Origin of the sequence: Citrobacter sp. Cpo142, assembly GCF_030332425.1 — a bacterium.
Lineage (GTDB): Bacteria > Pseudomonadota > Gammaproteobacteria > Enterobacterales > Enterobacteriaceae > Citrobacter > Citrobacter portucalensis.
In genome coordinates, this window is the sequence record NZ_JAOWHW010000109.1 from 372,595 (window position 1) to 386,245 (window position 13,651).

At 52.0% G+C, this 13,651-nt stretch carries 12 protein-coding genes; 3 read left to right on the forward strand and 9 right to left on the reverse strand.

The genetic code is table 11. From position 1 onward, the window contains the following. Positions 1-128: 128 nt before the first annotated feature. Both tehB and tehA read right to left on the reverse strand, forming a co-directional pair. Entirely contained in the window at positions 129-725 is a 597-nt protein-coding gene (gene tehB, locus OGY18_RS08480) for a tellurite resistance methyltransferase TehB (protein WP_003833160.1), read from the reverse strand. Beyond that, positions 725-1,726, reverse strand: a complete 1,002-nt coding sequence (gene tehA, locus OGY18_RS08485) for a dicarboxylate transporter/tellurite-resistance protein TehA (protein WP_275396894.1) — start codon at positions 1,724-1,726, stop codon at positions 725-727. The genes tehB and tehA overlap by 1 nt, the downstream gene beginning before the upstream one ends. Positions 1,727-1,839: 113 nt before the next feature. Here tehA and ydcK point away from each other — a divergent pair, with 113 nt between their 5' ends. After that, entirely contained in the window at positions 1,840-2,820 is a 981-nt protein-coding gene (gene ydcK, locus OGY18_RS08490) for a YdcK family protein (RefSeq protein ID WP_286552616.1), read from the forward strand. On the opposite strand, the gene rimL is transcribed toward ydcK, so the two are convergent. Next, the gene (rimL, locus tag OGY18_RS08495) at positions 2,812-3,357 is read right to left on the reverse strand and encodes a 50S ribosomal protein L7/L12-serine acetyltransferase (protein ID WP_148361937.1); all 546 of its coding nucleotides are present in this window, start codon (positions 3,355-3,357) and stop codon (positions 2,812-2,814) included. The genes ydcK and rimL overlap by 9 nt on opposite strands. 218 nt (positions 3,358-3,575) lie before the next feature. Between rimL and alr the strand changes: the two genes are divergently transcribed. Next, positions 3,576-4,802, forward strand: coding sequence for an alanine racemase (alr, locus tag OGY18_RS08500; RefSeq protein WP_286552618.1), 1,227 nt, complete (start codon positions 3,576-3,578; stop codon positions 4,800-4,802). 66 nt (positions 4,803-4,868) lie between these two features. Here alr and OGY18_RS08505 read toward each other — a convergent pair whose 3' ends face one another. The 4 genes from OGY18_RS08505 to OGY18_RS08520 form a co-directional block, all read right to left on the reverse strand. Beyond that, a complete protein-coding gene (locus OGY18_RS08505; protein ID WP_003833168.1) occupies positions 4,869-5,093 on the reverse strand; it encodes an HP1242/YdcH family protein in 225 nt (74 codons plus the stop codon). 167 nt (positions 5,094-5,260) lie between these two features. After that, positions 5,261-6,916 carry a glucan biosynthesis protein D gene (locus OGY18_RS08510; protein ID WP_103015377.1) on the reverse strand — a complete coding sequence of 552 codons (1,656 nt, stop codon included), beginning with the start codon at positions 6,914-6,916 and terminating at the stop codon, positions 5,261-5,263. Between the two features lie 193 nt (positions 6,917-7,109). Further along, positions 7,110-8,453, reverse strand: a complete 1,344-nt coding sequence (gene hglS / locus OGY18_RS08515; protein WP_286552620.1) for a 2-oxoadipate dioxygenase/decarboxylase HglS — start codon at positions 8,451-8,453, stop codon at positions 7,110-7,112. A 120-nt stretch (positions 8,454-8,573) separates the two neighbouring features. After that, the gene (locus tag OGY18_RS08520) at positions 8,574-9,476 is read right to left on the reverse strand and encodes a manganese-dependent inorganic pyrophosphatase (protein WP_003833173.1); all 903 of its coding nucleotides are present in this window, start codon (positions 9,474-9,476) and stop codon (positions 8,574-8,576) included. A gap of 231 nt (positions 9,477-9,707) precedes the next feature. Between OGY18_RS08520 and pcaQ the strand changes: the two genes are divergently transcribed. Continuing rightward, entirely contained in the window at positions 9,708-10,631 is a 924-nt protein-coding gene (pcaQ, locus tag OGY18_RS08525) for a pca operon transcription factor PcaQ (RefSeq protein ID WP_003020288.1), read from the forward strand. 40 nt (positions 10,632-10,671) lie between these two features. On the opposite strand, the gene OGY18_RS08530 is transcribed toward pcaQ, so the two are convergent. Next, positions 10,672-12,360 (reverse strand): methyl-accepting chemotaxis protein, encoded by a 1,689-nt coding sequence (locus OGY18_RS08530; RefSeq protein ID WP_286552621.1) that lies wholly within the window; start codon positions 12,358-12,360, stop codon positions 10,672-10,674. A gap of 169 nt (positions 12,361-12,529) precedes the next feature. Further along, the gene (locus OGY18_RS08535) at positions 12,530-13,648 is read right to left on the reverse strand and encodes an S-(hydroxymethyl)glutathione dehydrogenase/class III alcohol dehydrogenase (protein ID WP_126317976.1); all 1,119 of its coding nucleotides are present in this window, start codon (positions 13,646-13,648) and stop codon (positions 12,530-12,532) included. Positions 13,649-13,651 lie beyond the last annotated feature (3 nt).

Consider the following 13,651-nt stretch of genomic DNA (forward strand, 5'->3'; position numbering starts at 1 on the left):
ATGCCTAAAAAGGATAGCAAAACAGTTTCATTTTGGATGTACTAAAAATGGTAAGCACCGCACAATTTTATCTCTGCGCTCAGCACAAAAAATGCTGAACGCAGAAAGAGTTAACCCAAACGGGAGGTTCAGGAAGTTTTGCGTGCCAGCATGGTGGCAAAGCGCAGTTTAATTCGATTACCGTTTTCATCTGTACGATGAAGTTCACCTACGTCTTCGTTATATTTCAGCAGATCCCACCCACTGTAATAGTTGCGTAATTCTCCGGTTTTAAACGCGAACGGAAAACCTACTGTGCACGGAAAATCATCAGTATCCATCGCTGCGACGATTAAGTTATATCCACCCGGTTTAGTACAACGTTGCATATTCTCAATAAGGCCAGGGATCGTTTTAGCTTCAAGGAACATCAGTACAACGGTAGAAAGAATAAAATCGTATTCACCCTCAAAACGTAACGCATTAAGGTCAGCGACCTTCGCGTTGAGGTTGGTCAGCCCCTCAGCCGCTTTGATGCGCTCAAGGTTAGCGATGCTCATTGGGTTTTTATCCCATGCGGTAACGTCATAGCCGTTTGCCGCCAGGTACAGGCTGTTTCGGCCGTTACCGCAGCCCAGATCTAACGTTTTACCTGGTGCAACCACTTTTGCCGCTTCAACGACATCGGAATGCGTACGGGTTAAATCATATTTTTCAGTAAAGTAGTTTTCGTCGCAAAGGGTCATTATTTATCCTCAGATTTCAGTAATGCAGCACGCTCCGTGCGGATGAGCAGTTTCCCCTGCATCAGCAATGCAAACGTACGTATCAGTAATAATGCAATGATAAAATTGGTAAAAATAAACAGTGGGATAGACAGAGTATGAAAAAATCCTGATTCGCTGCTGTGTCCCAGATGCAATCCTGTCGTCGCCAGGGCCGACACGCCAAACGAGAAGCTCCAGAAAGACGCATTAAATGGCTGTGACAAATACCACGGCATGAGGCGTAGCATGAACAGAAGTTGCAGCAGACCATAACCAAATAGCATTTTAGCTAACGTATCCCCCTCGCCGCCGTTGACGCTAAGCCAGGCGCTACAGGCGACCAGCGCGGGTGCCAACTGTATACCAAGTGAAGTCCGTAAAACCGTCGGCAGCTCGCCACAGCTTCGTAAACGCTGCAGAATAACCGGCTCCAGGCTGAGCCAGGAAAATACCCCGGCGCCCAAAAACACCAACCCGGCGTCGTTGAAGCCAAGCGCACCACAGGCCATGGCGCTGATAAAATTATTGGCAACGGTTGGCAGATACAGGCCCGGTGTGGTGGCCTCTTCCGGGTGCTCACCACGCCATAATCCTGCCGTTTGCCAGGCCGCGTACGCCAGCTGTATCACCACGCCAATGCTGAACAACACAATCGCCAGCGGTCGAAACCATGGGACAAAACCAATCGCGACCAGCATCGTTGTGGCCGGAAACAGACTGACAAAACTGCTCATCACCGGGTGACGAATTTCCGCCAGTACGCTGTGCGGAAAACGCAGTAAGCGATTCACAAATGCCAGCGTCAACAGTCCCCAAATGACCATTGCGAGGATCACTAAACCGTCGCCAATCCAGTGGCTTACAGGCCACACCTGGCTGGCATAACGCCACGCAAACCCCATCCCGATGATGCCCAGTACCATGCCAAAATAACCGGCCGGAAGATTGAGGACCCGCTCACTCTGTTTGTTCTTACTCATTTTGTTTATTTTTTAAAGTATATTTGAAATACATTTTATGGAATTTCCACGAATTTAGCCAGTGCGGAAAACTTTGCTACGTTTAACTAAGGTGCGCAACATGGAAATGAGCTATGACCAAATATCGTCTGGGCGATGAACCTCGCGCCTTTAGTTACCAGGATAATGGCAATAAAAAGAGCGTATTACTACGCCAGATAATTGCTCTTATTGATTTTAATGATGTTAAAGCCGGTACGCCCGGCGGCTGGATTGATGATGAAAGCGTGCTATCACAAAGTGGCGATTGCTGGATTTACGATGAGAATGCGCTCGCGTTTTCCGGCGCGACGATATCCGGAAACGCCCGTATCACACAGGCAAGCGTGGTCAGAGATGGCGCGCAGATTGGTGATGCCGTATGGATTGACCGAGCAGAAATCAGCCATAACGCACAAATACGTGACAACGTCACAGTTCGGGATTCTATTGTTCGCGGTGAGTGCCTTCTCTACGGTGATGCGTGCGTTGTGTGTGACTCTGAAATCATCGCTGCCAGAGGGTTAACGCGTGAAAGCGACCAGCTCCTGCAAATTTACGATCGGGCGACCGTCAGCAATTCACGCGTGGTGCATCAGGTGCAGATCTATGGTGATGCTATGATCAACTATGCCTTTATAGAACATCGGGCTGAAGTTTTTGATTTTGCACAGGTAGAAGGCAATGAAGAGAATAATGTCTGGATCTGCGATTGCGCTAAAGTCTATGGCCATGCGCGTGTCATCGCCGGAACTGATGAAGACGCCATTCCTACCCTGCGCTACAGCTCGCAGGTGGCGGAACACGCGGAGGTTGAAGGTAACTGTGTCCTGAAACACCATGTGCTGGTCGGGGGGCATGCAAAATTACGCGGTGGCCCAATTCTGCTGGATGGGCACATCCTGATTGAAGGCCACGCCTGTATTCTGGGTGAAGTGCTGATCGAGCATCATATTGAGATAACCGATCAGGCCCAAGTTGAAGCCTTTGATGGCGATGCGATCCATCTGCGCGGGCCAAAAGTGATCAACGGCGAACAACGTATCACGCGCACCCCTATCGCCGGTTTATTCTGAAGAACCATCAATGATGCGGGCGTAGAGATTCACGTCATGGTAATCGCCATTAAGGAATTCCGCCTGTTGCATACATCCTTCCAGTCGGAAGCCATTGCGCAGTGCAACCTGGTTGCTCCTGACGTTATCTACACGACATTTAATCACGAAACGGCGAATCTCCTGGCGCTGTGCATAATGACGAATCATTGCCTGTAGCGCCTGAGACAGAATGCCTTTGCCCTGGTGCTCTTCGTCCAGCCAGTAACCAATATAAGCGGCTTTGTTCAGCGGCTCTATCTGGTTAAACGAGATAACGCCAGCCACCTCCCCTTGTTCGAAAATAAGGAACATTTTGGCGTAGCCGCGCTGGTGCAACATCATATTCCCCTGCACGTTTTTGCGCGTGTCGTCCTCAGATTCGACAAACTGCGGCCAGTTCAGTGACTGTTGGAGCCAGGTTTTATTTTTAAGCACCAACTGATGCAGAGGGGTGACGTGTTGTTCTTCTACCGCCCGCAGTTCCAGCGCGTCACTAACGATAATTATTTCTGACATGTTTATCTCCTTTGCGATCGTAAACGGGGCATTTCTGACTGGCAGTAGCCGATATTACTCTGTTTAGCACCGAGGATGTCTTATTTTTATGCTGTAACAGCAATCACTTAGAAAGAATCTCTGGCGTGGAACCCGTTACTCTGGTGATCCGGGTATCCCCTCATGGATAGACCGTAATGATGACAATAACACTTTCATTCTATTGCTAAGGAGCAAGCATGGCAGCACCTTTGGGTCGTTTAGCACTTATTCCGCTTTTACTGATTACCGCCTGTCACCAACCTGTTTCCACCACGCAAGCAGGCCCCGTTCCCTTTGCGGTCAATAAGCAACAGGTTGTGGATAATACCACGCTGGAAATTTCCCGCAGCGCGCTGGAATATAACATCCATAAAGTTCAGCAACTGCTGGGAGATAAAACCCGGATGTGCGCCATTCTTAAAGGCGACGCGAACGGCCACGATCTCTCACTGGTAACGCCGGTGATGATGCAAAACGGCGTGCAATGTATTGGCATCGCCAGTAACGAGGAAATCAGTACCGTTCGCCAGTCAGGCTATACATCGCAGCTCATGCGCGTGCGTAACGCGACGGAGAAAGAAATGCGCCAGGCGGCGGATTTCGATACCGAAGAGCTTATCGGTAATCTGGATATGGCTAAGCGTCTAAGTGCAATCGCTCAGGAGAAAGGTAAAACTATTCGTATCCATCTGGCGCTGAACTCTGGCGGTATGTCGCGTAACGGTCTGGAAGTCAGTACCGCCGCAGGTCTGGAAGAAGCACGCGCTATTTCCGCATTACCCGGCCTGAAAATTGTCGGCATCATGTCGCATTTCCCGGAAGAAGATGCGGCAGTGGTAAAACGCGATCTGGCCCGTTTCAATACGCAATCAGCCCAGGTATTGAAAATTACCGGGCTTAAGCGCGAAGATGTCACCCTGCATGTCGCGAATACGTTCGCTACCCTGACCGTTCCAGAATCCTGGCTCAACATGGTGCGTGTTGGCGGTATTTTCTATGGCGATACCATCGCCAGCACCGAATACAAACGCGTCATGACGTTTAAATCCGCCATCGCGTCGGTAAACCATTACCCCAAAGGAAACACCGTCGGGTATGACAGAACCTATACCCTTAAACGTGATTCCGTTCTGGCCAATATCCCGACAGGTTATGCCGATGGTTATCGCCGTGTGTTCAGTAACGCGGGACACGTGCTGATCCGCGGCCAGCGGGTTCCGGTACTGGGTAAAACATCCATGAATACCGTGATCGTCGATGTAACCGATTTGCCGCAGGTTGCATCCGGTGATGAAGTGGTGCTGTTCGGTAAACAGGGAAATGCGCAGGTTAGTGCAGAAGAAGTCGAAGAAATTAGCGGCGCGTTGTTCACTGAAATGTCGATCCTCTGGGGGGCGACGAACAAACGCGTGATGGTCGATTAACACCTAAAACAGGAAGGGCTTCCGTTTCTCGCAGGAAGCCCTTTTACACAGCAAGCGCCGTTCTACTTAGCTCTCACTGACACTCTCTTTTTGCAATATTTTGAGCAGATCTTCCTTCAGGTGGAGTTTCTGTTTCTTAAGACGAACAATGTCCAAACTATACCCCCGACCATCCGAACCTTCCAGTCTGGAGATCTCATGATCAAGGCTGTTGTGTTTTTCGAATAAGGACAGAAAGCGAGGGTTCTCGGATTTCAGTCGGGAAATAAGGTCTCTGTATTCTGGAAACATACTTTCTCCCTGTTAGTGGACAAGAACGTGTATAAGAAATACACACCCACAGAGTACCCATTTGCTATACAGAAAAATGCGAACAGGATCGAGTAAATAGTGTACAGAGTCGTTACGAGGATGAATGCAGATACGGCTCCCCATCAGGAGAGCCGTAAAGGGCGTGATTAACGCATCTCGCGGTCGTCAACGTACTGACGTTTATCCGGCGCTGGCGGGAAGTACTGATACAGCCAGGTTTCGCTGATGGCGTCACCCTGACAACGCAGGAACATACGCATATCTACCGGATCGGTTGAGTCAGAAGTCGGATACCAGTCAAACTGAATGCGATAACCGTCGATAGGCTCCACGTAGAGGATCTCAATCTGTTTCGCTTCACCGCTGGAGAGCGTAATCACCGGTTCAATGCCTTTCGGCGCAGCCGCTTTTAGATCACCACCAACGAAGTCAACGGCAAAACGACGCGCCCATTTTTCCGGGTAATGCTCGCCCGGTGCCCATCCTTCCGGGAAGCCGCCCATGCCTGTCCGGGTCGCCATCACGCGAGCCAGCGGTGAACGCACCGGCGGTTGAGCGCTCCAGTACAGGCGATATTTGAATTCCAGCTCATCGCCGGCTTTGATCTTCTTGTCCGGCTGCCAGAAGCAGACAACGTTATCCAGCGTTTCGCCGGTCGTCGGGATCTCCATCAGACCGATGGTCCCCTTGCCCCACTGGTTGCGCGGTTCGACCCACAGACTTGGGCGCTTGTTATACCAGCCCATGATGTCCTGATAATGGGAGAAGTCGCGATCGAGTTGCAGCAAGCCAAACCCTTTCGGGTTGTTATCGGTATAGGCGTTGAACTGCAGCTTTTGCGGGTTATTCAGCGGACGGCAGATCCACTCGCCATTGCCCCGCCACATCGCCAGGCGATCGGAGTCATGGATTTGCGGGTGAATAGTGTCGCACATCCGACGCTCATTGTTGCCGCAGCTGAACATGCTGGTCATCGGCGCAATGCCGAGCTGCTTGATGTCTTTGCGCGCATAGATGTGGTTTTGTACATCCATAATCACCTGCGTTTTCTCGCAGTGGATCACGAACTTGAATGCGCCGGTTACGCTTGGGCTGTCGAGAAGCGCATACACGGTAAAAGAGGTTGCGCCCGGTTTAACCGTTTCGAACCAGAAAGAGGTGAAATCAGGAAACTCTTCTTTACTGTCGGTGTAGGTATCTACCGCCAGACCACGGGCCGATAAACCGTACTGATAGGTGTCATCCACGGCGCGGAAATAGCTGGCGCCCAGGAAAGAAACGACATCGCGGCGGGCCAGTTCTGGCGCTTTAAACACGCGGAATCCAGCGAATCCGAGGTCAGTCTGCCCTTCCAATTGTTTGGTATCCACACCCGCGTCGTTGTATTTAAACAGTTCCGGACGGAAGTGAATTTCACGCGCCATATGCGTACTACCATCAACCGAGAACATGCGTACACGACGACGGAAGCCCATTCCCACGTGGAAGAACTGCGCATCAAGCTGACGATTTTCAACATTGTTCCACAGAGACTGCTCTGCGTCATATTGAATGCTGTTGTAGGCCTGCGGCGTCAGTTTCGCCAGCGTTTCCGGTAACGCGCGCGGTGCGCCGCCCCAGGGCTTCTGTGCTAAGTCATGGGCCATCGATTGCAGAACGGAAAAATCAAAACGTACGGTTTTTCCGTCTGCAATGTCAGACTCTGCCGCAAAGGCGGCGCGGGAAAAGAGTGATGCAATACCACTGGTTCCGCACACGGCGGCCATTGCCATTGAACCTTTAATAAATCGTCTGCGATTCATGCCTGAAAGTGAGTCCTTCTGGTCGTGTAAATGGTCCCGCGCCGGTCAAAATCAGCGGCAAGAGAGTGCACATTTCTGACCGCTCACTCTAGACAAAATTCATTAATAATCCAATTGTTGGTCGCCGATTATCTGTACAAAATCGAAAATATTTTATGTCGATGGGAACAGGCCGAATCCCATGTAAATTCCATTAAAGTAAACCACACCGATGTTTACTTCGCTCTTGAGCCTCCTGATATAGCGCAAACTCATCATAAACCGCGCAACCCAGCGCCTGTTCAAACGCGTCGCGGCTGGAATTTCCGTGGCTGCGAGCTTGTGTTTCATTACCCAAATTGGACTGGAAAATTCCTGCGGCGCTCACCGGTAAAAAATCTTCGTAGGTGATGGGTTGCGCAACCAGCCAGCCCCGTTCAATAAGCGGCTGCGGATCGTCATCCGGGCGAATCGCCTGCCGATGCGCTTCACCCGATGGCGTCAGACGATAGCGGAACCAGGCTAGCCCCTGCTGGCGCAGCAGGAATTCGCTGTCCGGGAAGGCTTTGAACACCTCCTGAAGATGTAGCTGGTGCGTCAGATTGTCTTTCCCCGTTCCCGCTTTATTCAGCAATTCGTCGTACAACGCTCTGCCTTTCGGCGTCAGGGCCACGCCGCGCTGTTCGATTTCACCAAAACGCGCCGTGTGAGTGCCGCGCATTTCACCGGCAAACAACACCGGTTCTTCCAGCGCTTTGAAACTGGTCTGACGCAATAAAATGGGCACCTCGCGGCGCGGCGGCCCTTCAATCAGTATTTTGGGCTCAATGCCGCATTCCGGCATCATCGACTGCACCCGGTCAATATCCAGCGTTCGCGGTGTCAGATGGTTGATATGACAACCGGGGAAGCACACTACATCAGCAATCAGCCGATGTTCGTTATGTAATGCGTGATAGGTCTCTTCATCGACCGTGGCGTGCTGATGCCAGCGGAATGTTTCCAGCGCTTCATGCACAAACTCTTGCGCCTGTTCAGTTGTAAAACTGCCCTGCGCATCAAATTCATCCAGCAGCTCGTGGCAACGGCGGGTGAAAATATCGCGTTTCGCGAGGATCTCAGCGGCTTTTTGCCGCAGCGCGGCGTTTTCGATTAGTTCGAGCCGTAATAACGAGGTGAATACCCGAAACGGGTTGCGCGATAGCGAGGCATCGTCGATGGGACGGAAGGCTGTGGAATGTACTGGGACGCCCGCCTGGGAGAGATCGTAATAACTCACCGGATACATGCCCATAACGGCAAACATCCGGCGCAGCGTAGAAAGCTCCTGCGCGGTACCCACTCGAATGGCGCCATGACGCTCAACGTTTAGCCGGGCCAGTTCATCCGCATTCGCCAGTTTTTCATGCAGCGTCGGATTATTTTCCAGTACCGCCAGATTCACATCAGCGACAAGTTCCAGCAACGTGCCGTACTGCGGGACTTCCTGCTGGTACATTGCTGACATTGCCTGCGAAAATTGTTCCCGAATCTCATCTGCCGTGATGGTGTTCGCCATAATGTCATGCCTCCAGTGAATATTACCTGGAGTGTAGAAAACGCCGCTGACTCCGGTGGGAAGAATTTACAAAGTGTGACCCCGCGTAAACTTCCCACCCATACAAAAGATGAACAGTACCTACTGGCGTGGTTTCAAATGACTTTCCAGCCAGGGCAGCATCTGTTTTTTACGGCTAAGCATACCTTCTACCTTGCAAGGCTGCGGGATGTCTGAAAGTTCTGATCCAGCAAACCACAGGCTGGTGTCACCAAGATTGATGTCAGTGAGCATCAGCACGACTAACGCAGCATTCTTTTCTTCTGCATAGCTCGCCATTTCCTGACGGAGATCGTCCAGCACCGCATCCACCTGTTGCAGCGCATACAGTTCAAGCTGCGCTACACAGACTGAATGTCCATGGATGGTGAAGGTTTTAATGTCTTTCTGCAGAAGTTCGCGGGCGCTCATCCCTTCCACGCTTGTTTTGGCTGACAGCAGGTCGCGGCTGAAAGCGTCAAGATCCACTCCGGTTTTTTGGGCCAGCGCATCAACCGCCTGACGATCGTCAGAGGTGGTCGTTGGTGAACGTAGCGTGACAGTGTCACTCAATACAGCACCGAGCAGTATAACAGCCTCAGAGGAAGATAACTGGTTGCGTTCATCCTCCGTCATCAGTTGCCACAGCAGGGTTGCGCTACTGCCGACGGGCTTCACCCACACTTCCGGTGGCAGACGGGTGACTAACCCACCGAGTCGGTGATGATCGATAATTCCCACCACGTTACTTTCGGTCAACGATTCCGGCCCCTGGGTAGGCTCGGTGAAATCGACCAGCCAGACATCACGATCGGTCAGTTCAAACGCCAACCGTTCAGGCATCGTCAGCCCCGCATGCTCAAAGATAAACTGCGTTTCGCGGTTAGGCTCGCCCAAACGCCATGCCGTCGCCTGCTGGCCACGTAAACTAAGCCAACGCGCCGTCATTGCGGCGGTGCAGATGGCATCACTATCGGGATTAAGGTGCCCTATTACATGTATCATTCATCAGTGCCTTGTGAAGAGAAATCGTTCAAAAGTAAACAATCACCAAAGTATAACGACTGGGCACACTCCCTTCCATGATCCCACTCCCCAGCAATGCTGTACAAAACATAAGCAAAATAAATCAGTTGTAAGTAAAACATGATAAATGTTAATAATATTTTGCTATCAGGTTATCAAAAACAAACAACTTTACTTGTCACCGATACGACTCTGTTTTTAACATCGCTTATGGAAAAAAATGTTCTGTTCAATCAGCGCATTCGCTTGCGCCACCTTCATACTTTTGTCGCCGTTGCACAGCAGGGAACGTTGGGGCGCGCGGCTGAGACCCTTAACCTGAGCCAACCGGCTCTCTCCAAAACGCTAAATGAACTGGAGCAACTGACCGGGACCCGGCTCTTTGAGCGTGGCCGCCTTGGCGCGCAGTTAACGCTGCCCGGAGAACAGTTTCTTACCCACGCGGTAAGAGTGCTGGATGCGCTCAACACCGCCGGACAAGCGTTAAATCAGCGCGAAGAGTCGCAGACTGATGTAGTACGGATCGGGGCCTTACCCACCGCGGCACTGGGCATTCTGCCTGCGGTAATTGGTCCTTTCCACAAGCAGCAAATGGAGACCACGCTACAGGTCGCCACCATGAGCAATCCGATGATTCTGGCAGGTTTAAAATCCGGGGAAATCGACCTTGGCATTGGTCGCATGGCCGATCCAGAATTGATGGTCGGTCTGAATTATGAATTGTTGTTTCTGGAATCACTTAAACTGGTCGTGCGCCCTAACCATCCGCTGTTGCAGGAAACCATCACGTTAAGTCGGGTAATGGAGTGGCCGGTGGTGGTTTCGCCAAAAGGAACTGCACCTCGCCAGCACGCAGAAGCATTGTTGCAAAGTCAGGGTTGTAAAATGCCGCCAGGCTGCATTGAAACACTGTCAGCATCGCTTTCCCGCCAGCTGACGGTTGATTACGACTATGTGTGGTTTGTCCCTTCAGGCGCGGTTAGAGAAGATTTACGCCAGGCGACGCTGGTGTCGTTGCCGATACCTACCCACGGTGCGGGTGAACCCATCGGTATTCTTACCCGTGTCGATGTGCAACTCTCTCAGGCCGCGCAGATCCTTATCGCCGCAATACGCAAAACCGTACCGTTTTGATGCCAAATATTAAGGGACCATCAGGTCCCTTAATTTATTGTTAAAACGTTTCCCAGTTATCGCCACTGGCCGTTGCCGTCTGCGGACGCGATTGGTCAGGCGTAGTGGTTACGGGAGGGCGTTTAATTGCACTCGTTCCCGTTAAGCGAAATGTACCTACGGCTTCCGTTAAGCGCGCCGCCTGCTCTTCGAGAGATGCCGCCGCAGCCGATGCTTCTTCAACCAGCGAGGCATTTTGCTGCGTAACCTTATCCATTTCTGATATCGCCTGGCTCACCTGTACGATGCCCCGGCTCTGCTCATCAGAAGCCGCCGCAATTTCTAACATAATGTCGGTGACGCGTTTTACCGCATCGACAATATCCGTCATCGTATTGCCCGCCGCGACGACTTCTCCGGAGCCCTGATCAATCAGTCGGACCGATTCGCTGATCAATCCTTCAATCTCTTTTGCCGCCTGAGCGCTGCGGCTTGCCAGCGTACGGACCTCACTGGCCACCACTGCAAATCCACGCCCCTGCTCTCCTGCCCGCGCCGCCTCAACCGCCGCGTTCAGCGCCAGGATATTGGTCTGGAAAGCAATGCTATTAATCACGGCTGTGATTTCGGAGATTTTCTTCGAGCTCGTTGAGATATTGCCCATGGTTTTCACCACGCCAGAAACCATCTGACCGCCCCGACTGGCCTTGCCGGACGCATCTTCCGCCAGCTTGCTTGCGTGATGCGCGTTGTCGGCGTTTTGCTTCACCGTGGCGGTCAGCTCTTCCATGCTGGCTGCCGTTTGTTCAATCGCCGCAGCCTGTTGTTCAGTACGTGAAGACAGATCGGTATTACCCGCCGAAATCTCACTGGTACCGCGGTAGATTTCTTCCGCGCCCTGACGTACCGTGCCCACCGTTTTCCCCAACGATCGTTGCATTGCCTGTAGGTGACGGCTCAGGCGACCAATTTCGCTACGCCCGGTCGGTTCATCTTGCATCGTCAGATCGCCCGCGGAAATTTGCTCAATACGCTTGGCCGCGCGTAACAGAGGATGAATGACCGTGCGGCGCAGAACAATGAACGTCATTACGGTCAGCGCCAGCGCAAGAACGAATGCACCCAGCATAAAAGCCATGCCGAGTTGTGTACGCTGATGCGCCTGTTCGCTTAACTGGTTCGCCCTTGCGGTACGAATGTCGATCGCTTTTAACAATACCTTATTGTAAGCAGAGTCCAGCGGTCGGGCCTGTTCATTTTCATGGTTGATGATCGCTTCAAACATGCCGTTTTTAGCGTACTTCAGCATGGGCTGTAAGCCGTCGGTATAGGCTTTGAAGCTGGCGCTCAGTTCAGCATCTAGCGCTTCATCAGCAGACGATTTTACCGCACGCGACATATACGCGTTAAAACCGTCCTGCGACTGCTTGATCCGTTTTTCGGCCTCGGCAATATTGGCCTTCATGTCATCCATTTCGGCGATACGGCTCGCCGCGCCGGCGTGGATCATATTGATACGTGCGGTGCGTAAGTGGTTAGAGCTGTTAGATAACCCCATCCTGACCTGAATCTCATCGGTCACGTCGCGCTGATCGCGATCGGCCTGCATAAGAAAATAGCTTGCCAGCCCAGAACTTAGGGCGAACAGCAGGAGAATGCCACCGAGAATGGAGGAAAACAGCGGAACCAGCCGGATTTGATGCAGAAAGCCCAGTTTATGCTGGGCTTGCATCGATGTAGTGTTGTCCATGACCGTCGACTCTCTTGTAGGGTTTATGCGTGAAAACACGCCCGTTAGATAGTCATCGGCAATCCGGGAAGTTTACTTACCGTGAAAAGCGCCGGATTCGTCACACTTTCACAACATAATTCTAAAAAATTCAGGAAAGTGCCAGCGGTTAAATCCGCTGGCCAATGAATCAGTTATCGCCAAAGTGGATAACGGTACGGATGGACTTACCCTGATGCATTAAATCGAACGCTTCGTTAATCTGCTCCAGCGGTAAACGGTGGGTGATAAACGGATCCAACTGAATTTTCCCACTCATCGCATCTTCAACCATGCCAGGAAGCTGAGTGCGCCCTTTCACGCCGCCAAATGCGGAGCCGCGCCAGACACGCCCGGTAACCAGTTGGAACGGACGCGTTTTGATCTCTTGTCCTGCTCCCGCCACGCCAATGATGATGCTTTCGCCCCATCCTTTATGGCAACATTCCAGCGCTGCGCGCATCACGTTAACATTACCGATACATTCAAAGCTAAAATCCACACCGCCGTCAGTAAGCTCGACGATCACATCCTGAATCGGTTTGTCGTAATCCTTCGGGTTGATGAAATCGGTCGCGCCCATCTCACCTGCCAGCTTAAATTTTTCCGGATTGGTATCAACGGCCAGAATACGCCCGGCTTTCGCCTGCACCGCGCCCTGAATTACCGCCAGGCCAATACCGCCCAGACCGAATACGGCTACGGTGTCGCCTTCTTTCACTTTTGCGGTGTTATGGACTGCTCCAATACCGGTGGTCACGCCACAACCCAGCAGACACACTTTGTCCAGCGGGGCCTGCGGGTTAACCCTCGCCAGAGAGATCTCCGCGCAAACGGTGTATTCGCTGAAGGTGCTGGTGCCCATATAGTGATAAATCGGCTCACCGTTATACGAGAAGCGCGTTGTGCCATCCGGCATCAGACCTTTGCCCTGGGTCGCACGTACGGCCTGGCACAAGTTGGTTTTACCCGATTTACAGAACTTACACTCGCCGCACTCTGCGGTGTACAGCGGGATCACATGATCGCCCGGTTTCAGACTGGTAACGCCTTCGCCTACTTCAACCACAATGCCACCACCTTCATGGCCAAGTACCGCCGGGAATACGCCTTCCGGATCGTCGCCAGAGAGCGTAAAGGCGTCGGTGTGGCACACGCCGGTATGGGTAATTTTAACCAGCACTTCACCTTTCTTTGGCGGTGCGACGTCGATTTCGACAATTTTTAACGGTTGGCCGGGGCCGAATGCAACTGCTGCACGTGATTTCATTTG